Source organism: Marinobacter profundi (assembly GCF_002744715.1).
Classification (GTDB): Bacteria; Pseudomonadota; Gammaproteobacteria; order Pseudomonadales; family Oleiphilaceae; genus Marinobacter; species Marinobacter profundi.
Genome location: NZ_KZ319368.1, coordinates 248,480 through 268,838, shown reverse-complemented (window position 1 = coordinate 268,838; position 20,359 = coordinate 248,480). Strand labels below are relative to the sequence as shown.

Here is a 20,359-nt window from a genome sequence, read left to right as displayed (position 1 = left end):
GCGCCGGCCTGCCTGCCTGCCGGATTACAGGCCGCGGCGCGGCGAGGCCTTGATCAGGAACGGCAGAATGTCCTCAACGGCAACGTCCTGCTTGTCAGCATCCTGGCGGCCCTTGTACTCCAGAGTTCCCGCGGCCAGGCCACGATCGGAAATGACCACGCGGTGGGGAATGCCGATCAGTTCCATATCCGCAAACTTCACACCGGGCCGTTCGTTGCGGTCATCCAGCAGCACATCAAAGCCCGCCTGGCGCAACTGGTCATAGAGCCGGTCGCCCGCTTCCTGGACCTCCGGCGATTTATGGGCGTTCAGGGTTACAATGGCGACTTCGAACGGCGCGATGGCGTCAGGCCAGATGATGCCGCGGTCATCGTGGTTCTGTTCGATGGAAGAAGCCACGATGCGTGATACCCCGACACCGTAACAGCCCATTTCCATGATGACGGCCTTGCCGTGCTCGTCCAGCACCGTGGCATTCATCGCCTTGCTGTATTTGTTGCCCAGTTTGAAAATGTGGCCGACCTCGATACCGCGGCGAATCTCCAGCGTGCCGCGGCCATCCGGGCTCGGGTCACCTTCCACCACGTTGCGCAGGTCTTCGACTCGGGCCAGCGGCACATCCCGCTCCCAGTTGACGCCAGTGAGATGGTAACCCTCGCGGTTCGCACCGCAGATAAAGTCGGCCAGGTGGGCAGCGCTGCGGTCGACAATCACCGGCAGCGGGAGGTTGACCGGCCCGATGGAGCCGGGCTTGCAGCCCACTGCCTGCTCGATCTCCTCGTCTGTGGCCATGGTCAGCGGTTCGGCAACGCCGGCCAGGTTCTCCGCCTTGATTTCGTTGAGGGTATGGTCACCGCGCAGCACCAGTGCAACCAGGCCTGTTTCGCCATCGTCAGCGGCCTCCGCCCTGACAATCAGAGTCTTCACGGTGCGGGTGGCGTCAACCTTGAGGAAGTTTGCCACCGCGTCGATGGTGCGCTGGTCCGGGGTTGCCACTTCGGCCATGGGCTCGGTGGCCGCGGGACGGTCGCCAGCCGGGGCAACGGCTTCGGCTTTTTCAATGTTGGCGGCGTAATCGCTGTCGGTGCTGAAAACAATGTCGTCTTCGCCGGACGAGGCCAGCACGTGGAACTCGTGGGAGGCACTACCGCCGATGGCGCCGGAGTCTGCCTGTACCGGGCGGTAATCCAGGCCCAGGCGATCGAAGATGGCACAGTAGGTGCGGTGCATGACCTGGTAGGTTTCGTCCAGGGACTCGCTGTTCAGATGGAAGGAGTAGGCGTCCTTCATGATAAATTCCCGGGCGCGCATGACACCGAAGCGGGGGCGCCGTTCATCACGGAACTTGGTCTGGATCTGGTAAAAGTTGGCGGGCAGCTCCTTGTAGCTCTTGAGCTCGTTGCGCACCAGATCGGTAATGACTTCCTCATGGGTCGGACCAAAACAGAACTCCCGGCCGTGACGGTCGTTCATCCGCAGCAGTTCACCGCCATACTGTTCCCAGCGGCCTGACTCCTGCCACAGTTCGGCAGGCTGGACCGCCGGCATCAGCACTTCCTGGGCGCCGCTGCGATCCATTTCCTCGCGGACAATGCGTTCCACCTTGCGCAGCACCCGCAAGCCCATGGGCAACCAGGTGTAGAGGCCGGCAGCCAGTTTGCGGATCATGCCGGCCCGCAGCATCAGTTGGTGGCTGATCACCTCGGCGTCGGCGGGTGTTTCTTTCTGGGTAGCAATCAGGTAGCGGCTTGCTCGCATCGTGTTTTCCGTAGGCAGTTGAAAAGGGTTGCGGGTAAAGGGCGTGAACCGTCTTGTTCAGCGCGATCTTTATTTATCGTAAAGTGGCCGTTATTGTACGGAGCCGGCGGCACAAGGTACAGATTGCCGCGACGCAGAATGCATCTCCCGCAGCTCCGGATGCCGGTGATCCCCAATAGCGAACCAGACAGGTAGCCGATGACTGATGACACCGTCGATGTGACGCCCCGCCGTATGCCGGTCCAGGCCCGCAGCCGGGAGCGGGTGAGCAGCATATTGCGGCACGCGGCTGGCATTATCCATGAGCTGGGTGTTGATGGTACCAGCATGTCGGCAATTGCCCGCAATTCCGGCATGTCACTGGCGTCGCTGTACCGCTACTTTCCCAACAAGGCGGCGATCATCAAGGCGATTGCCGAACAGCATGTGGCAAAAATGGAATCGCTACTGCGGGACCGGCTGGCGGAGATCAGCCCGGAACAGGCCATCGACGTGCTGATAGACCTGTTCTACCGTTTCTACCGGGAGGAGCCGGCCTATACGGCCATCTGGAGCGGTGTCGAAGCCATGCCGGAATTACGGGATCTGGACGTGCGCGAGCTGTATAACCACGCCGCTGACCTGGATGCCCGTCTGCAGGAGCTCTATCCGCAGCTTGACGCGGAGCGCCGCGGCACCGCCAGTCTGTTGCTGCCGCGCTCAGCGGGCACGGTGCTGCGGCTTGCGGTCACGCTGCCGCGGGACCAGGGCGACCAGCTGGTCTGCGAACTCAAGTGCATGGCCCGTGCTTACCTGGCGGAGCTGGTCGCAGGCCAGTCCTGAATCTCTTTCCGGTTGTGGTGCCGCCGGCTGGCGTGATCAGCTCAGGTAGCCCAGGGGCAGCGCAGTGCTGTCAATGACCCGTCGCAACACAAAGCTGGAGTGGACCCCGCTGACGCCCTGGATGCGGGTAATGTGGTTCAGCAGAAAGTCGTGGTAGTGGTCCATGTCGGGCACCACCACTTTCAGCATGTAGTCAGCATCCTGGCCGGTGATCACATAGCACTCTTGCACTTCCGGGAACTCAGCGACCTTTTCCTCGAATACCGAAAACCGTTCCGGAGTGTGGCGATCCATCCCGATCAGGATGATTGCAGTCAGCGCCAGGCCGAGCTTCTTGTGATCCAGTATGGTTACCCGCCGCACGATCACCCCGGAATCTTCAAGGGCCCTTACCCGGCGCAGGCAAGGGGAGGGCGACAGTCCGACCTTGTCGGCCAGTTCCTGGTTGGTAAGCGAGCCATTCTGCTGCAGTTGTTCAAGGATTCTGCGGTCGGTTTTGTCGATTCTCACGAGGTTTTTTGGTTTGCTTGGCATAAAATGGCCTCAAATATATTATTTGAGAAATAATATAGCCAAAAAGCTTCGTTAGCACCGAAATTCGCAATCTTTTTCCCCTGCAGAAGGCGTAACCTGTCAATCATTGAGTCCATCCCGGATCACAAGCACAGGGAATAACATCATGGCATTTGATCATCGCAAGTACGTCCCCTTCACGCCCGTCAGAAAAACGGATCGTCGCTGGCCCGATCAGGTGATCGCGCGTGCACCGCTGTGGTGTGCGGTGGATCTGCGGGATGGTAACCAGGCGCTGGTGAAGCCCATGTCGGTGGCGCAGAAGCAGCGGATGTTCGATTTGCTGGTCAAGCTGGGCTTCAAAGAGATTGAAATCGGCTTCCCGGCCGCAAGCCAGCCGGACTTTGATTTTTGCCGCAAACTGATTGAAGAAGACCGCATTCCGGCGGATGTCCACATCCAGGTGCTCACCCAGGCGCGTCCCGAGTTGATCGAGCGTACCTATGAGGCGCTGCAGGGTGCGCAGCGGGCCATTGTGCATGTCTACAACTCCACGTCCACGGTCCAGCGGGAACAGGTGTTCGGCCTCGACCGTGCGGGCATCCGTGACATCGCCGTCAACGGCGCCCGGCTGGTGAAAGAGCATGCCGCCCGCAACCCGGACGTTGACTGGACGTTCCAGTACTCGCCGGAGAGTTTCACCGGTACCGAGCTGGACTTCGCCGCCGAAGTCATTGATGCGGTGAATGACGTCTGGCGTCCGGATCAGGGGCAGCGGGTAATCATCAACCTGCCTGCCACCGTCGAAATGGCCACGCCCAATGTGTTCGCCGACCAGGTGGAGTGGATCTGCGACAACATCCGCTATCGTGAGCATGTCAGTATCAGTGTTCATACCCACAACGATCGCGGCTGTGCCGTCGCCGCCGCCGAACTGGCGGTCATGGCCGGCGCCGACCGGGTAGAGGGTACCCTGATGGGTAATGGCGAGCGCACCGGTAATATGGATCTCGTCACCATGGCAATGAACCTGTACTCCCAGGGCATCGACCCGACCCTGGATTTGTCCGGAATGGCAGAAATTACCGATGTAGTGGAAGCCTGCACCGAGATTTCCACCCATCCCCGGCATCCCTACGCGGGTGAGCTGGTATTTACCGCCTTCTCCGGCAGCCACCAGGATGCCATTCGCAAGTGCTTGTCCCAGCGTAAAGAGGGTGACACCTGGAATGTTGCCTACCTGCCCATCGATCCGCGGGATCTGGGACGGCGCTACGAAGAAGTGGTGCGGATCAACAGCCAGTCCGGCAAGGGTGGGGTGGCGTACGTGCTGGAGCGGGATTACAACATCAGTTTGCCGCGCTGGCTGCAGATCGAGTTCAGTAAGGCGGTGCAGAAAGAGGCCGAGGTCAATGGTGGTGAGATTGACTCGCTGACCATTCATCGTCTGTTCGAAGACCGTTACCTCAAGGTTCAGGCGCCGTGGGAGTTGCGTTCCTACGACCTGCATCGCGATGATGAAGGGGTCGTTGCCAGGGTCAGCGTGGGCGCGGGCGAGCAGGCCATGAACCTGGAAGGTCGTGGACTGGGAGCGGTTGAAGCGGTTTCGGCAGCCATCGAAGCGGCCTGTGGCGTATCGCTGGCGGTTGAGGCCTATGACGAGTTCGCCCTGGGCGAGGGTACCAGTGCCAACGCGTTGGCCTGTATCCGGCTCGCAGTGAACGGGGAGCACACCAGTGCAGCTGCGCTGGCGGAGGACACCACCTCAGCGACTCTGCAGGCCCTGTTCTCGGCGGTCGCCAGGGTAGTTGGCAACAGCGCCGCGGCGACTGCGGCCGCGAGTCCCGAAGTAGCTGACGCCTGACCAGGGCAAGTCTGCAAGCACAAAAAAAGCCGGATGATTCCGGCTTTTTTTGTGCTCCAGTGCCCGTGAGGGGCAATGGACGGATCAGGTAACCTTAGAGCGGGGTTACGTTTTCCGCCTGCGGGCCTTTCGGACCCTGGGTCACGGTGAACTGTACCTGCTGACCTTCGGTCAGGGTACGGAAACCACCGGAGTTGATTGCGCTGTAGTGAACAAAAACGTCACTGCCACCGTCCTGAGCGATGAAGCCAAAGCCCTTGGACTCGTTAAACCACTTAACGTGGCCAGTTTTGGTATCGGACATTGATCTTTCCTGTATTCCTGAAATTTTGCCCTCACGGGGACCTTCGGTATTCCTTGCGGATAAACCTGTGCTGAGAAATGCAGAGAGTACTGAGGAAGGAGCAACGCAGAGCACACAGGCAGGACGTTGGAACGCATTCACTAAATACCGCTGTAATTTCACAGCAATTTCAGTATAGACCGAGTTTGGGGAGCGTCAACGCTTTTTTTGGGATTCCTTATAACCTTTTTTAGGTTTTAAAAACAATGTGTTGGGCGGGCTTTGCCATGACGCAATGCCGCCGCCCTGGAGCAGGGCGGCGGATACCGGCAAGGTACCTGTCAGCGTCTGAAGTGGCTGCTGATCTCGTCCAGAATGGCCGGATCGTCGATGGTGCTCGGCACGGCATAATCCTCACCGTCGGCAATCTGGCGGATGATCCGCCGCAGAATCTTGCCGGAGCGGGTCTTGGGCAGGCGCTCGACCACCATGGCCTGGCGGAAACAGGCGATGGCGCCAATCTTGTCCCGCACCATTTCGACCAGCTCTTCTTCCAGTTCATCATGGGCAATGGTTGCGCCATCCTTGATCAGCACCAGGCCGATGGGGACCTGGCCCTTGAGTTCATCGTGGGCACCAACCACGCAGCACTCGGCAACCGCAGGGTGCGAAGCGATGACTTCTTCCATCTCGCCGGTGGAGAGCCGGTGGCCGGCGACGTTGATTACATCGTCGGTGCGGCCCATGATGAAAACATACCCCTCGTCATCCACGTAGCCGCCGTCGCCGGAGCTGTAGTAGCCCGGGATTACGTCGAGGTAGGTTTTGCGGAAACGCTCGTCATCACCCCAAACGGTTGTCAGACAGCCCGGTGGCAGCGGCAGCTTGACAACGACCTGGCCCTGCTCGCCCGCCGGCGACTGGTTACCGCTCGGATCCAGAACCTGAACATTGAAGCCGGGAGTCGGCACGGTGGCCGAGCCGGGCTTGGTTGCCATCATCTCGGTGCCCACCGGATTGCAGCAGATGGCCCAGCCGGTTTCGGTCTGCCACCAGTGATCGAGAATCGGCAGGCCGGTGTGTTCCTTCAGCCATTCATAGGTTGGCGGATCCAGGCGTTCGCCCGCGAGGAAGATCCGCTTCAGTGAACTGACGTTGTACTTGCGCAGCTGATCGGCTTCCGGGTCTTCCTTGCGCACCGCGCGGAACGCAGTGGGCGCGGTAAAGAGCAGGTTGACGTTATGATCCTGGCAAACCCGCCAGAACGCCCCGGCGTCGGGTGTCCGCACCGGTTTCCCCTCGTACAGGATGGTGGTGCAGCCGGCAAACAGCGGCGCATAGACGATGTAGCTGTGGCCGACCACCCAGCCCACATCGGAGGCTGCCCAGTAGACATCGCCGGGCTTGGCGTCATACACCAGCGACATGCTGTAGCGCAGGGCGACGGCGTGACCGCCGTTGTCCCGCACCACGCCTTTGGGCTTGCCGGTCGTGCCAGAGGTATACAGGATGTACAGCGGATCGGTGGCCAGCACCGGCACCGGGGCGACCTCGGTGGCGGTCGCCATCACGTCGCTCCAGTCCAGGTCGCGGCCGGCCTTGAGCTCTGCGGTCGCCTGGGGGCGCTGGTAGACGATGCAGACCTCGGGCTTATGGCTGGACTCCTCGATGGCCTTGTCCACCAGCGGCTTGTATTCGATTACCCGGTTGATTTCGATGCCGCAGGATGCCGTTACAATGGCCTTGGGGGTGGCATCTTCAATCCGTACTGCAAGTTCATGGGCGGCAAACCCGCCGAACACCACAGAGTGGATGGCGCCAATGCGGGCGCACGCGAGCATGGCAACCACCGCTTCGGGGATCATTGGCATGTAGATGATGACGCGGTCGCCTTTGTCCACACCCCGCGCCTGTAAAGCACCAGCGAAGCGCGCGACTTCCCGGGTCAGCTCGTTATAGGTATAGGAACGGGTGATTCCGGTAACGGGGGAGTCGTAAATGAGCGCCTTCTGGTCGCCGCGGCCAGCGCGGATGTTGGCGTCGAGGGCGACATCGCAGGTATTCAGTTCGCCATCCGGGAACCACTTGCCATGGCCGTTATCGGTGGGTTGCCAGATTGTCTGGGGAGAGCGGAACCAGGCAATTTTTGCCGCCTGTTCCTGCCAGAATTCTTCCGGTTGCTCAATCGAGCGCCTGAATTCCGAGTGGTAGTCCATAATTCCACCTCACGTTCCTGATCGTTGTTGTCATTGTTTTCAGGGACTCCCGGGTACCTGGCGGTTGCCTCGGTGAACGGGGCCCCGGGAGGACCTCGCGTTACCTACAGACTTTAGGGACTTTGCCCCAGAGAACCACTAGACCATCGGCTAAGCCGGTGTTGGCAAAGTGGTTACAGGACGGGCTGTCGGGCCCCGGTTCTGGCTCACCGGGGCGGGCTGGCGGCCTACTCGTGGTGTTGGCGGATGCCGGTGACCGTAGCCTCGATGGTGCCTTCGGCAACCCGGGCGCTGACGTGATCCCCCGGTTCGAGGTCGGCGGCGCGCCGGACAATGCGGTCATCCGTAGTTCTGACAATGGCATAGCCACGACCGAGGGTGGCCAGCGGGCTGACCAGGTGCAGGCTTTGCCCGCCATGACCGAGGCGGTCATTGAGCCTGCCAAGGTACTGGTGCATGGCCTTTTGCAGGTGTTCGGCAAGAACGGTGAGGCGGTTCTGTTCGGCCTCGAGGCGGCGTGTCGGGGACTGCATGCGCAGGCGCTGGACCAAGTGCCCGGTGCGGAGCTGATCCTGCTCCAGGCGCCGCTGCACGGCCTTGGCGAGCCGGGTGTCCAGTTCGTCCAGCCGTTGCGCCTTTTCCAGCAATTCGCGACGGGGATCCCGCAACCGGGCGGCCAGCTGGTCAAGGCGGGTAGTCAGCTGGCGCATATGGCGGCGGAAGGCGCCCGTCAGCCGCAAGTGCTGCTCGCTGACCCGGTGCACCCAGACCTGCTGGTCCGGAGAAATTTTTTCAGCCGCGGCAGATGGGGTTGGTGCCCGCATATCCGCCACGAAATCGGCGATGGTCACATCCACCTCATGGCCCACCGCACTGACTACCGGAATGCTGCAGGCGGCAATGGCCCGGGCGACCGCTTCTTCGTTAAAGCACCACAGGTCCTCCAGCGAGCCGCCACCGCGCCCAACAATGAGTACGTCGGCGACCCCGTGACGCTGGGCCCGCTCAATGGCGGCAACAATCTCGCCGGTAGCGGCCGCGCCCTGGACAGCGGTCGGATAAAGCGTGACCGGAATGGCCGGGCAGCGTCGTGCCAGTACCGTGAGGATGTCATGAATGGCCGCACCGGTTGGTGAGGTTACCACTCCGATGTGGCGCGGTGAGGCAGGAACCGGCCGTTTGCGGGCCGGGTCGAACAGTCCTTCAAGCTGGAGTTTCTGCTTGAGTTCTTCAAAAGCCTGTTGCAGGGCACCCAGGCCCGCCGGTTCGATGTGCTCCACCAGGATCTGGAAATCGCCACGGTTTTCGTAAAGGCTCACCTTGCCACGGATCCGCACCAGGTCGCCTTCCTTCGGGATCGGCCGGATCCGTTGATTGAAGCCGCGGAACATGGCACAGCGAACCTGGCAGCGCTGGTCTTTCAGGGTGAAGTACCAGTGGCCGGAAGACGGCCGGGTAAAACTCGACAGTTCACCCTCGATCCAGGCCTGCATGAAGCTGGTTTCCAGCAGGTGTCTGACCTGATGGTTGAGCTCGCTGACGGTCAGGGCGCGGGGGCGGGCGGTTGGGTAAAGGTTGTCCATCAGGCAGGTCCGGAGCTGTCGACTTTGTGGGTTTCGGGGTGAGAGGGCCGTTTCCGGCTTCCCGTATAAGGGAATTCCGAAAATTCTGCTGACCAAAAATACCCAAAATTCAAAAAGATGCAATCAAGTGTTGGAATATACCCGGTTTACTGTGCACCGGCAGGGTTTTATAATAGATCGATTAAGGATTTCGCTTTGTTCCGCCGCACCGAAACCGTTGTGAAATGAGCATTCCAACGAGCGTTCCGTAGGGTGGGGCGAAGCCTCAATTTAGCACGTTCAAAAGGCGGGTCCCAATGTTGCGTATTGCCGAAGAAGCCCTCACATTCGATGACGTCCTGCTCATCCCCGGACATTCCGAAGTTCTGCCCAAAAACGTTAACCTGCAAACCCGGCTGACCAAGGATATCACCCTCAACGTGCCGCTCGTTTCAGCTGCGATGGACACCGTGACCGAGGCCGAGCTGGCCATCGCCATGGCACAGGAGGGCGGCATCGGCATTATCCACAAGAACATGTCGGTCGAGCAGCAGGCGGCAGCAGTACGCAAGGTGAAAAAATTTGAAAGTGGCGTGGTGAAGGATCCGATCACCGTATCGCCTTCCACGACCGTGCGCGAGCTGGTCGAAATCACCATGGCCAACAACATCAGCGGCCTGCCGGTGGTTGATGGTATGGACCTGGTGGGTATCGTTACCGGTCGTGATATCCGCTTTGAAAGCCGTATGGATACCCCGGTGTCCGAGATCATGACACCGAAGAGCAAGCTGGTGACGGTTCGTGAAGGCGCGGACCTGGAAGAGGTCAAGGAACTGCTGCACCGTCACCGGATCGAGAAGGTGCTGGTGGTCAACGAGAATTTCGAGCTGCGTGGGCTGATCACCGTCAAGGATATCCAGAAGGCGAAGGATTATCCGCTGGCCTGCAAAGACGACCAGGGTCGTCTGCGGGTTGGTGCCGCGGTCGGTACCGGTGGCGATACCGAGGCCCGGGTGGCCGCTCTGGTGGAAGCCGGAGTCGATGTCATCGTGGTGGATACCGCCCACGGCCACTCCAAGGGTGTGATCGATCGTGTCCGCTGGGTGAAGACCAGCTTCCCCGAAGTACAGGTGATTGGCGGTAACATCGCCACCGCCGAGGCCGCCCTCGCCCTGGCCGATGCCGGTGCGGACGCCGTCAAGGTAGGAATCGGTCCGGGTTCCATCTGTACCACCCGCATCGTGGCCGGTGTTGGCGTTCCGCAGATCACTGCGGTTTCCAATGTGGCTGCAGCCCTGAAAGACCGTGGCATACCGCTGATTGCCGATGGTGGTGTCCGGTTCTCCGGTGACCTGGCCAAGGCCATTGTCGCGGGCGCCCACAGCGTCATGGTCGGCAGCCTGCTGGCCGGCACCGACGAAGCGCCCGGCGAAGTGGAACTGTTCCAGGGCCGGAGCTACAAGGCCTACCGTGGCATGGGTTCGCTCGGCGCAATGGGGCAGGGCTCCAGTGACCGTTATTTCCAGGATGCCAGTGAAGGCGTCGAGAAGCTGGTTCCGGAAGGTATCGAAGGTCGGGTTGCCTGCAAGGGTCCGATGCGTAATATCGTCCACCAGATGATGGGTGGTCTGAGAGCCTCCATGGGTTACACCGGCTGCGCCAACATGGACGACATGCGCACCAAGCCGCAGTTTGTGCGGATTACCAACGCCGGCATGCGCGAGAGTCACGTCCACGATGTGACCATCACCAAAGAAGCGCCCAACTACCGCATCGGCTGACAGATGCCTGCCCGGCATGGCCCGATTTCCGGGCCATGCTTACTCATTTTTGTTTGAGGACCCCATGGCCCAGAATATCCACGATCACCGCATCCTGATTCTCGACTTCGGTTCCCAGTACACCCAGCTGATTGCGCGCCGGGTTCGGGAAATCGGTGTCTACTGCGAAATCAGAGCCTTCGATATTACCGACGACGAGCTTGATGAATTCAGTCCCAAAGGCATTATCCTCGCGGGCGGGCCGGAGTCGGTAACGCAGCTGGGCGGACCGCGGGCACCGGAAGGCCTGTTCGATCGCGGTATCCCTGTCCTCGGTATCTGCTATGGCATGCAGACCATGGCGGAACAGCTGGGTGGTCGCGTCGCCAGTTCGGATAAGCGTGAGTTCGGCTATGCCCAGGTCAAGGTGCGTGCCGAAGGCCCGCTGCTGAAAGACATCAAGGACCACCTGACCGCCACCGGTGACTCGCTGCTGGATGTGTGGATGAGCCACGGTGACAAGGTGGTGGTGATGCCGGAAGGCTTCGAGCTGCTCGCCTCCACCGAGAGCGCGCCGATTGCCGCCATGCAGGACCTCGCCCGTAATCTCTACGGTGTGCAGTTCCATCCCGAAGTGACCCACACTCTCCAGGGCAAGCGTATCCTCGAGCATTTCGTGCTCAACATCTGTGGCTGTGAGGCGCTCTGGACTGCCGCCAAGATTGTCGACGATGCCGTCCAGCAGATCCGTGACCTGGTGGGTAGCGAAAAGGTGCTGCTGGGCCTGTCTGGTGGCGTGGATTCGTCGGTCACCGCGGCCCTGCTGCACAAGGCAATCGGGGATCAGCTGACCTGTGTCTTCGTCGATAACGGCCTGCTGCGCCTCAATGAGGGCGACCAGGTGATGGAGATGTTCTCCCTGAACATGGGGGTCAAGGTCATCCGGTCCGATTCCGAAGAGCTGTTCCTGTCCCGCCTCAAGGGCGAGTCGGATCCGGAGAAGAAGCGGAAGATCATCGGCAACACCTTTATTGAAGTGTTTGATGAGGAAGCCGCCCGTATCCAGGATGTGAACTGGCTTGCCCAGGGCACCATCTATCCGGACGTGATCGAGTCTGCGGCTTCCAAGACCGGTAAGGCGCATGTCATCAAGTCCCACCACAATGTGGGTGGCCTGCCGGAAACCATGAAGCTCAAGCTCGTTGAGCCGCTGCGGGAGCTGTTCAAGGACGAAGTCCGCCGGATCGGCCTGGAGCTGGGGCTGCCCTACGATATGGTCTACCGGCATCCGTTCCCGGGTCCTGGCCTCGGTGTGCGCATCCTTGGTGAGGTGAAGAAGGAATACGCCGACACCCTGCGTCGGGCCGATGCGATCTTCCTGGAAGAACTGCACCGTGCCGACCTCTACCACAAGACCAGCCAGGCCTTTGCCGTGTTCCTGCCGGTCAAGTCCGTTGGCGTGGTGGGTGACGCCCGCCGCTACGAGCACGTGATTGCCCTGCGGGCGGTGGAAACCATCGACTTCATGACGGCCCGCTGGGCGCATCTGCCCTATGAGCTGCTGGAGACGGTCTCCAACCGGATTATCAATGAGATCTCCGGAGTGTCCCGGGTAACCTACGATATTTCCTCCAAGCCGCCTGCAACCATCGAGTGGGAATGATCACACGTTAGGCATTAGCTGGTACTAGCTGGCATTAAATGACACTTAAGCCCATGTTTTCATGGGCTTTTTTTTGTTTTTATGTCTGGCAGTGTTTGGCAGCTGATGGCAGCGGGAAGCACCGCTTGAGCGTGGTATCCAAGGTGGTATTATCGAGACATGATGCCATGAGTGATAGCTGATACCATGCTGCTTGATCCTGTGTGTTCATGGTATCGAAATTATTTACCTATCTGTTTTTATTGATTTTATGGCCTAATTTTGGGTGATCTTCCAGCATGGTATTGGAATCGAAGAAGGATAAGGCTCTTGCTGACCGATACCAAGCTGCGCAACCTCAAGCCGAGGGATAAACTCTACAAGGTGAATGACCGGGATGGCCTCTATGTGGCTATCACTCCTGCCGGTTCTATCTCATTCCGTTACAACTACTCGATCAATGGCAGGCAAGAGACAATCACCTTTGGCCGCTATGGCGTTGGGGGGATCACGCTGGCAGAAGCCCGTGAGCGACTTGGTGAAGCCAAGCGGATGGTCGCCGATGGAAAGTCGCCAGCGAAGGAGAAGGCCCGAGACAAGGCGCGTGTTAAAGGGGCTGAAACTATTGGTGCCTGGGCGGAAAAGTGGCTACGTGGCTACCAGATGGCCGACTCTACCCGTGATATGCGCCGCTCGGTATATACGAGAGAGCTGGAAACGAAATTCGGCAATCAGAAGCTGACCGAAATCACCCACGAGGACTTGCGAGCACTAACCGACGCCATCGTGGAGCGCGGTGCGCCTGCTACGGCGGTTCATGCGCGTGAGATTGTACTCCAGGTATACCGCTGGGCGACTGAGCGAGGCCAGAAGGTTGAGAACCCGGCAGACCTGGTGAGGCCCGCAAGCATTGCCAGGTTTGAGCCGAGAGATCGAACCCTGACGCCCGAAGAAATCAGGCTCATGTACCAGTACATGGGACGTATTGGCACATCACCATCGATCCGGGCAGCGGTCAAATTGCTGTTGCTGACGATGGTGCGAAAAAGCGAGCTGACGAATGCCACCTGGAGTGAAATCAACTTCAGCGAAGCGCTCTGGACGATCCCCAAGGAACGGATGAAACGGCGAAACCCACACCTGGTGTTTCTATCCAGACAGGCCATGGACATCTTCATCGCTTTGAAGACGTTCTCCGGAGGATCGGAGTACGTTCTGCCATCACGCTACGATTCTGACGTACCCATGAGCAGTGCCACACTCAATCGAGTAATGACCATGACTTACAAGCTGGCTCAGAAAGAAGGGCAGTCTCTTGCCAAGTTTGGACCCCACGATCTGAGGCGCACGGCCAGTACCTTGCTCCATGAAGCCGGTTACAACACCGACTGAATAGAGAAATGCCTGGCGCATGAGCAAAAAGGCGTAAGAGCGATATATAACAAAGCTGAGTATCGTGATCAACGAACAGCGATGTTGCAGGACTGGGCTGATATGGTTGATGAATGGACAGCTTAAAAGGTTATAGTCTGTAAGCTCAATCTTTTAACGTTATTGCTTAAAACAACTCGTTTCATGTGTTTTTCTAGGAAAGATGCTTGCCTTTAGAAATGTCGAGTCGGAAGAGATAATTCTGACTCGACATTTAAAGTTAAAATTTAATTTATGGAGAAACAAATATTTTTAGCTCCACATCATTGATGTGCGCAGTCGATATCCAGCTATTAATTAATTGGTAAGCTTGTAATGTCTCACTGGCCGCATTTTGACCAAGCCATAGCTGACCTTTAAAGTGCCCTACAGAAAAACTATTTGCGGAAACAATCCATACTTCCTTACGAACTGCTGTTGAGCGGCGTCTCTGGGAAACTACGTCCCAGGCTTCGTTCAGCTTTTGCTGCCTATCTTGAGGGTTACTGGCGGTATAGGGTTGTCCGTTAATTAACCTGATCCTCTCATGCATCAATTGCTCAGCCCCCGCTGTGGGCCAAGCCGATAGTAGTAAGTTCCAGTTTCCTGGTTTTAGCAATTCGTTCCCACTTACCAACATTTCCATGTTTTTCATTGCTTGAGATCCTACCTCAGCAAGTGCACCAGCTGAAGAGTATGGCCTTACAGAACTGTTGCCACATTTTATGTGTACATATACAAGTTTGCTTTTAGATGACAAAATAAAATCGGCAGGCTCAGTACCCATATCAGTGTTTATGACTAGATCGGCATTGGGGATATATGGAGAAAACGGTCCTAAGTCCGCCCGTGTTGGATTATCCATTCCATTGGCTTTAATCTTGTCTAATAGGTAGAAGATTGATTCTGTGCTGAAGTTCCGATTTTCAACCTGATATACTCCATCCCTATAACCTTTTTCATCTAGGTTTTCCCCTAGTAATTCAGGAAGCCCAATGACCACGTTTGCTAGATTTGATTCATCAAAATTGAAAGAGTGTTCGACGGGAAGTTTTGTTTGATAGAATTTATCTTGGGAATATCCGATTCCATTTTCCAACAAAGCTTTGTGAATATGTTCAATTAGAAAGTCAACAATATTATCGTTTTGAACGTCATATTCATTTATAGAATAAAAAATTGGCTGGTCAGGGTGCATGTCTAGGTATGGCTCTTCATTACGAAGCTCGATTACTATTCGACTCTCCTCAACTCCAGGTATTATCAGAAATCCGTTTTCATAATTCCTGTGTAAGAAATCATTGTCTATGGTATGACTTGAACCATCGATTGAGATTGTTATTGGTGATTCGAAATCGCTGAAATCAAATATCACGCTTTCGACATTTATATTAGTGCCTATGCTAACTGGCTTTGCATAAGAGTCGATGAGGGGGTTGTTAACTAGTAATTCTCCAGCAAGGACAGTGTTCATTTTTTCTAACCAGTCATTTAATTCATGCAGGCTGAATGAGTTTTCTTTTTGGTCTGATATGCGCCCTGAGTCTACACCTACGTAATAGCTACCAGATTTCGTTTGCATTCTGTCATAAGTATCTAATCTTGCAGTAGAAATTCGGTATGAAGAATTAGCTTGTTGATCTGCCATTTGATCCAAGTTCTGTCCCTTAATTGCTATGCTATCAGGGCGTCTCCTTGCTGAACTAACAGACTTGCTGCTGGCCTCTTTAGTAGTTGAGGATTCACCAAGAGATAGAATTTTAAATAAATTCTCTTGTGGTACGGCAGAGCCAAGTTTTAATTCTTTGTCTCTGCTAAGGCGTCGCCCTCTGCTATCGTAAATTGCGACGATATTGTTAGATAGTTCTTTAATAATAGTTATTTCTAAGGAGGGCTCGAAAAAGAAATGATCTTTTAAGAATTTAGAGCGGTTAAAAGCTATGGAGGCAATAATATAAATATCAATCTGTGTGTTAAATTGCTTAGCAAGCTCTCCGTTATTATTGCATCGCCAATATAATATGTCTGATAGAAGCTCTACACTAAACCCCTCAGTTGTGTTTAAAAAACAAACAGATGCTGTTGGTATATTTAGTGAGGCCTCTGGATCAAATTCGTTAAGGTCAAATTTTCTCAAAAAGCGATTGCCATAATAACTTGAATCAGGAAAGGCCTCCAGATAAAGTTCTATTAACTTGTTAGCATCCAAAGAGTGGATAAATTTTTTAACAGCGCTATCACTATTGAGGGATGCATCAAATAAGCGATAGTTCTGCCACATTTGATGATTTGAATTACTGTTTATCTCTATCACTTTGGGTTCGATTTCAGCAAAGATTCTAACAACACGGCCAATTGTTTGTACGAGCTCTCTACCACTATTAACATTGTAAGTGAGGATCAATAGCTTTGCTTGCGGTATGTCAACACCCTCATCAAGCTTTCGTTGATGAATGATGACTTCATATTGAGAGTTTTTTAAGTTGGCAGGTACGGCTGATTTAACATTGATTCGAGGATCTTTCTTAAGCTGATCGTGTATAGCCAGTACATTAAAGTCGCTGTTTAATTGGTCGTAATAACTTTCAATTTCACTTATGTTTTTGCATTTTATGATGCATTTTGTATTAGGGTTTTCAGTTAAGAATGAGCGAATGGAGGTGCTTAATATTTGAGGATCAATAGATTCAAATTGAGGTTCTTTAAGCACGTTATCCGAAAGTGCTTTTTCAAAAGTGTAGATATAGCTGAAGTCTGCTGAAACATCAAATTGAAATAGATCGTTGCGATACGGAGTTGCTGTGATGACAATTTTATGAGCATCCATTCCCCTCACGAGAGTGCGCCAAATGGGAGAGGGTTCAGAGTGACCTTCATCAATAATAATAAGGTCAATTTCTTTCTTTAGTTCTCCTAGTTCTATAGAGTTGAATTTTTGAAGCTTCTGAAATGTTGATACATAAATACCATTTTTTGATAAATCGTCGATATCATCAAAGACACGCTTTAATGGAATGCTTGAACCGGCAGCACGTTCGTCAAAAAACTTACCATTTATCTCTGAATACAACTGATCACAAACGGCCCTTCGGTGACAGAGTACAAGTACCTTTTTTTGAGAGGCTTTATGGCTGATGACGCTAATTACACCAGACTTTCCAGCGCCTGTAGGTAAACTGACTAAACAGGCCTTAGCAGTTTCAGTTAGCGGTTTTCTCAAGTAGCTTAACGCTGTCCTTATACTACCTTGTTGGCAGCTTCTTAAATTACTCCATAAGATGCTATCTATTGAAAATCCACTAACATTCATAATGTTTTCCCTGTGAAATCATGATTTTAAGATCGAGCCACGTTATTGTCTTGTTTGTGCTGTCTGTAGTTGCCCCCGTTAAACCGGACACCACCTCATTAATTTGATGCCAGCTCTGCCCGGTACTCCCAGGGCGATTTCATTTTCAGTCCCTTGTGCGGGTGGCTGCGATTATAGTCTTCGATCCATTCCGGCAACCTAGGGAGGGTCTGAATAACCGCTGATTTTTGCCGATGGTGTTTCAAAGCCGCAAAAATCGGGATTTTCAGACGTTATTCTCCCGTTATTTGTGTGTTTCTTGCCCGTTTCCCGCCATTTTGGCGGAAAACAGGCGCACTGGCCCTACGCCAGCATGTATTTTTCACCAATCAGCAGGTTGCTGAACGCGGCCAGCAAGAGCAGCCGGTTGTTGTTCTTGGCAAGACCGCGATAGCGGACCTTGCTATAGCCGAAGACCTGCTTGATATACCGGAACGGATGCTCGACCTTGGCACGAACACTGGCTTTGATTTTCTCGGCTTTCATCTTATTGGCATCCAGCTTCTTCCGGATGCCAGGCCTTTTGGCAATGAACCAGGAGACGTCTTCGCGGTGCTTATGCTCATCCCGCTTTTGAATGCCAAGGTAACCGGCGTCGCCGAAGACTCGTTGCTCTTCACCGTGCAGCAGCTTGTCGGTGGGTACGATGTCGTGAACGTTGGCAGCGGTGGTATAAATGCTTTGAATCAGGCCCAGCTTGTCGTCGACACCAATGTGCATCTTCATGCCGAAGTGCCACTCGTTGCCTTTCCTGGTCTGGTGCATCTCCGGATCGCGCTTGCCAGCCTGGTTCTTTGTAGAGCTGGGAGCAGAGATGATGGTCGCATCTACGATGCTGCCTTCACGCAGCATCAGGTCGTTTTTCTCCAGGTGTTTGTTCACCTCTTTAAACAACGCCTTGCCAAGACCGTGTTGCTCCAGGAAATGCCGGAAATTGAGAATCGTTGTCTCGTCCGGCAAGCGGTCCAACTTCAGACCAGCGAAGTGCCGCATAGACTCGATCTCGTACAGAGCGTCTTCCATTGCGGGGTCGCTCAGGTTATAGAACAGCTGCATGCAATGAACCCGCAGCATGGCAGGCAGCGGATAGGGAGGCCGTCCGTTCTGGCCCTTGGGGTAATAACGGGCCACCTTCTTTTCCAACTGCTTCCAGGGAATCAGCTTGTCCATCCGTTCCAGAAAAATCTCGCGGCGAGTCTTACGCTTCTTGGTCTGGTACTCGGCTTCGGAGAAGGTGATTTGATCCATGTTGGCAACGAATCCTATGCGGTTGGCGATGGCCGTATTATCGCTGATTTTGAGACTTATTCAGAGACTCCCTAGATAAGGATTACTGATTATGGAGTTTAACTTTCCACCTCAAAATCTTGCGGAGGTATTTGGTTTCTTCGCAGTGATGTTCATTGTGATGCTGGCCTTAACAGGTTGGCCGGGCGTGCTTACAAGGACATGACGAGATCGGTCGATCAAATCGACAAAATGAGACGCTGGCCGTTTGGCCGACGCAAGTAGCAATTAGTTAGAAAGCACACGGGCCGGTGATGGTGCACCGGCCCGCATTTTCACATACCACCTGACAGAGAGGTGACACATGACAACCACACATAATATCGAAGTTCAGCAAGCAATTCATCAGGCTGCGACCAAGCTGGCCGCCTTGGAGTTCATTGACCAGGAAACCGCCCGGCAGATTTCGCCCGTCGCGGAGGCGGTGGCCAATATGTTTACAATCTTGTACTACCAGGCTGAAACTGGTCGAGCGACGCCGGAGGACTTCCAGGAGGCGTTGGACACTATCCGCCAGGTGACAAGTAGGTAAGGCAAAAGACGATGGACGATAAGGCAAAATGAATAACGAGGAGGAGCAGTATACCTATCAAGGTGTACTGCTTACCCGAGGAAAAGGAACATATCAAGGTGCAAGCAAAGCGAGCAGGCATGAGCGCTGCGCGTTATCTGCGTGAGGTTGGACAGGGCTACAAGATCAAGGGTGTGGTCGATTGTGAGCAGGTCCCGGAGTTGGCCCGAATCAACGGCGATCTTGGCCGTTTGGGTGGCCTATTGAAGCTATGGCTGACCGATGACGTGCGAACTGCCCTGTTCGGCCAGTCAACAATCCTCGCTGTTCTCAGTAAGATCGAGGTGACGCAGGAGGAAATGGGTAAGATCATGACCAAGATTGTTATGCCGAGGTCTGAGCCATGACAAGGCTATGATCGCTCCCCTTGCTTTTTACGTCGGCGGGCCAGTTCTTCCTTTGCCCAAGCTGAAGACTCCATCATATCCCGCCGAAGTTCCAATTTCTCCTGGTCTGTCAGTCTCTGAACGCCCCGGCTGGCGGCGTCAGCTTCGAGTGGCAAAGCTTTCTTGGTGTAATTACCTGATTCTTCTGGGCTCTTCTTGCTCATTCTTCGCTCCCCTATCCGTCTCTTGATGTATCAATCATTGCGCCTATGAATTAGGAGCAGGTTACTCAGCGATGCTCTCAACTTCCGCTCGCCTGAGCTAGCGAAGGCTGTTAATATTTCCGTTAACTTTTCAATGTTCTGGTTGTGTCAATGAATCAACGCATAGGATACATCCGAGTATCGCCGGATAACCAGCACCTAGACCTCCAGCGTGAGACACTCAAGAAGGCAGGGTGTCGCGCGATCTATGAAGAAGCTTTCAGCGGTAATAGTAGGGAGCGCCCAAAGCTTGAACAGTGCCTTAGGGAGTTGCGTGCGGGGGATTCCCTAGTAGTTTGGCGGTTGGATGATCTAGGGCGAAGTTTGTCCGACTTAGTAATGACAGTGGAAAGTCTAGAGCAGCTAGGGGTGGGGTTTGAGAGCATTACCGAGCAGATCGAAACTACCGGTGCAGCAGGAAAAGTAGTTATTCATGTATTTGCTGCACTAGCTGAATTTCGACGTAGCTTGATTCGCAAACAAACGCAGCCTGGTCTTGCTGCAGCACGTGCTAGGGGCCGGGCGGGAGGGCGGAAGCCTAAGCTTGATGATCAGCAAGTTCGGGAGATTGAAGAACTTCTAAGCAACCCTGACATGCGTGTTGCAGACGTAGCTCGTCGTTATGGAGTCTCTCGCACAACGATTTATAAGTATGTTGGAGTCGTTGTGCCTCAGCATTGAAGGGGAGTCCAGTTTCGCTAATGAGTCTCATGGTGCTGTATTTAAATATGTT

General features: G+C 55.0%; 15 protein-coding genes and 2 pseudogenes. 8 read left to right on the top strand and 9 right to left on the bottom strand.

What is annotated here, in order from left to right; all coding sequences use genetic code 11:
* Nucleotides 1-24 precede the first annotated feature (24 nt).
* On the bottom strand, nt 25-1,758 hold the full coding sequence (locus CLH61_RS04180; RefSeq protein ID WP_099613451.1) for a proline--tRNA ligase: 1,734 nt from the start codon (nt 1,756-1,758) through the stop codon (nt 25-27).
* Between the two features lie 198 nt (nt 1,759-1,956).
* Between CLH61_RS04180 and CLH61_RS04175 the strand changes: the two genes are divergently transcribed.
* On the top strand, nt 1,957-2,580 hold the full coding sequence (locus CLH61_RS04175; RefSeq protein ID WP_099613450.1) for a TetR/AcrR family transcriptional regulator: 624 nt from the start codon (nt 1,957-1,959) through the stop codon (nt 2,578-2,580).
* 36 nt (nt 2,581-2,616) lie between these two features.
* Here CLH61_RS04175 and CLH61_RS04170 read toward each other — a convergent pair whose 3' ends face one another.
* Entirely contained in the window at nt 2,617-3,114 is a 498-nt protein-coding gene (locus tag CLH61_RS04170; protein WP_099613449.1) for an Lrp/AsnC family transcriptional regulator, read from the bottom strand.
* A 145-nt stretch (nt 3,115-3,259) separates the two neighbouring features.
* On the opposite strand from CLH61_RS04170, the gene leuA reads away from it, so the two are divergent.
* Nucleotides 3,260-4,957, top strand: coding sequence for a 2-isopropylmalate synthase (gene leuA, locus CLH61_RS04165; RefSeq protein WP_099613448.1), 1,698 nt, complete (start codon nt 3,260-3,262; stop codon nt 4,955-4,957).
* 94 nt (nt 4,958-5,051) lie between these two features.
* Here the strand turns inward: leuA and CLH61_RS04160 are convergent, their stop codons facing one another.
* The 3 genes from CLH61_RS04160 to xseA form a co-directional block, all read right to left on the bottom strand.
* Nucleotides 5,052-5,261 carry a cold-shock protein gene (locus CLH61_RS04160; RefSeq protein ID WP_099613447.1) on the bottom strand — a complete coding sequence of 70 codons (210 nt, stop codon included), beginning with the start codon at nt 5,259-5,261 and terminating at the stop codon, nt 5,052-5,054.
* Between the two features lie 320 nt (nt 5,262-5,581).
* Nucleotides 5,582-7,456 (bottom strand): propionyl-CoA synthetase, encoded by a 1,875-nt coding sequence (locus tag CLH61_RS04155; protein WP_099613446.1) that lies wholly within the window; start codon nt 7,454-7,456, stop codon nt 5,582-5,584.
* Nucleotides 7,457-7,683: 227 nt separating this feature from the next.
* Nucleotides 7,684-9,039: an exodeoxyribonuclease VII large subunit gene (gene xseA / locus CLH61_RS04150; RefSeq protein WP_099613445.1), complete on the bottom strand. Its 1,356-nt coding sequence runs from the start codon at nt 9,037-9,039 to the stop codon at nt 7,684-7,686.
* 296 nt (nt 9,040-9,335) lie between these two features.
* Between xseA and guaB the strand changes: the two genes are divergently transcribed.
* The 3 genes and pseudogenes from guaB (at nt 9,336) to CLH61_RS04135 (ending at nt 13,938) form a co-directional block, all read left to right on the top strand.
* Nucleotides 9,336-10,799 (top strand): IMP dehydrogenase, encoded by a 1,464-nt coding sequence (guaB, locus tag CLH61_RS04145; protein WP_099613444.1) that lies wholly within the window; start codon nt 9,336-9,338, stop codon nt 10,797-10,799.
* Between the two features lie 64 nt (nt 10,800-10,863).
* On the top strand, nt 10,864-12,441 hold the full coding sequence (guaA, locus tag CLH61_RS04140) for a glutamine-hydrolyzing GMP synthase (protein WP_099613706.1): 1,578 nt from the start codon (nt 10,864-10,866) through the stop codon (nt 12,439-12,441).
* A gap of 309 nt (nt 12,442-12,750) precedes the next feature.
* Nucleotides 12,751-13,938, top strand: a pseudogene (locus tag CLH61_RS04135) (tyrosine-type recombinase/integrase).
* Between the two features lie 145 nt (nt 13,939-14,083).
* Here CLH61_RS04135 and CLH61_RS04130 read toward each other — a convergent pair.
* The 3 genes and pseudogenes from CLH61_RS04130 to CLH61_RS04125 form a co-directional block, all read right to left on the bottom strand.
* Nucleotides 14,084-17,140 carry a DEAD/DEAH box helicase gene (locus CLH61_RS04130; RefSeq protein WP_099613443.1) on the bottom strand — a complete coding sequence of 1,019 codons (3,057 nt, stop codon included), beginning with the start codon at nt 17,138-17,140 and terminating at the stop codon, nt 14,084-14,086.
* Between the two features lie 98 nt (nt 17,141-17,238).
* Nucleotides 17,239-17,346, bottom strand: a pseudogene (locus tag CLH61_RS18670) (hypothetical protein); the annotation flags it as partial.
* 136 nt (nt 17,347-17,482) lie between these two features.
* Entirely contained in the window at nt 17,483-18,427 is a 945-nt protein-coding gene (locus CLH61_RS04125; protein ID WP_099613442.1) for an IS5 family transposase, read from the bottom strand.
* A gap of 343 nt (nt 18,428-18,770) precedes the next feature.
* On the opposite strand from CLH61_RS04125, the gene CLH61_RS04120 reads away from it, so the two are divergent.
* Complete coding sequence (locus CLH61_RS04120; protein ID WP_099613441.1) at nt 18,771-18,998, top strand: type I toxin-antitoxin system ptaRNA1 family toxin; 228 nt, start codon at nt 18,771-18,773, stop codon at nt 18,996-18,998.
* Between the two features lie 32 nt (nt 18,999-19,030).
* On the top strand, nt 19,031-19,384 hold the full coding sequence (gene traJ, locus CLH61_RS04115) for a conjugal transfer transcriptional regulator TraJ (protein ID WP_228152543.1): 354 nt from the start codon (nt 19,031-19,033) through the stop codon (nt 19,382-19,384).
* Between the two features lie 5 nt (nt 19,385-19,389).
* On the opposite strand, the gene CLH61_RS04110 is transcribed toward traJ, so the two are convergent.
* Entirely contained in the window at nt 19,390-19,587 is a 198-nt protein-coding gene (locus CLH61_RS04110) for a hypothetical protein (RefSeq protein WP_099613440.1), read from the bottom strand.
* Nucleotides 19,588-19,737: 150 nt separating this feature from the next.
* On the opposite strand from CLH61_RS04110, the gene CLH61_RS04105 reads away from it, so the two are divergent.
* Nucleotides 19,738-20,307, top strand: a complete 570-nt coding sequence (locus CLH61_RS04105) for a recombinase family protein (protein ID WP_099613439.1) — start codon at nt 19,738-19,740, stop codon at nt 20,305-20,307.
* The last annotated feature ends 52 nt before the right edge of the window (nt 20,308-20,359 follow it).

Excerpts from the sequence above, each read along its gene's own strand:
- CLH61_RS04180 (WP_099613451.1), bottom strand. The coding sequence starts at position 1,758 with ATGCGAGCAAGCCGCTACCTGATTGCTACCCAGAAAGAAACACCCGCC.
- CLH61_RS04175 (WP_099613450.1), top strand. The coding sequence starts at position 1,957 with ATGACTGATGACACCGTCGATGTGACGCCCCGCCGTATGCCGGTCCAG.
- CLH61_RS04170 (WP_099613449.1), bottom strand. The coding sequence starts at position 3,114 with ATGCCAAGCAAACCAAAAAACCTCGTGAGAATCGACAAAACCGACCGC.
- leuA (WP_099613448.1), top strand. The coding sequence starts at position 3,260 with ATGGCATTTGATCATCGCAAGTACGTCCCCTTCACGCCCGTCAGAAAA.
- CLH61_RS04160 (WP_099613447.1), bottom strand. The coding sequence starts at position 5,261 with ATGTCCGATACCAAAACTGGCCACGTTAAGTGGTTTAACGAGTCCAAG.
- CLH61_RS04155 (WP_099613446.1), bottom strand. The coding sequence starts at position 7,456 with ATGGACTACCACTCGGAATTCAGGCGCTCGATTGAGCAACCGGAAGAA.
- xseA (WP_099613445.1), bottom strand. The coding sequence starts at position 9,039 with ATGGACAACCTTTACCCAACCGCCCGCCCCCGCGCCCTGACCGTCAGC.
- guaB (WP_099613444.1), top strand. The coding sequence starts at position 9,336 with ATGTTGCGTATTGCCGAAGAAGCCCTCACATTCGATGACGTCCTGCTC.
- guaA (WP_099613706.1), top strand. The coding sequence starts at position 10,864 with ATGGCCCAGAATATCCACGATCACCGCATCCTGATTCTCGACTTCGGT.
- CLH61_RS04130 (WP_099613443.1), bottom strand. The coding sequence starts at position 17,140 with ATGAATGTTAGTGGATTTTCAATAGATAGCATCTTATGGAGTAATTTA.
- CLH61_RS04125 (WP_099613442.1), bottom strand. The coding sequence starts at position 18,427 with ATGGATCAAATCACCTTCTCCGAAGCCGAGTACCAGACCAAGAAGCGT.
- CLH61_RS04120 (WP_099613441.1), top strand. The coding sequence starts at position 18,771 with ATGACAACCACACATAATATCGAAGTTCAGCAAGCAATTCATCAGGCT.
- CLH61_RS04110 (WP_099613440.1), bottom strand. The coding sequence starts at position 19,587 with ATGAGCAAGAAGAGCCCAGAAGAATCAGGTAATTACACCAAGAAAGCT.
- CLH61_RS04105 (WP_099613439.1), top strand. The coding sequence starts at position 19,738 with ATGAATCAACGCATAGGATACATCCGAGTATCGCCGGATAACCAGCAC.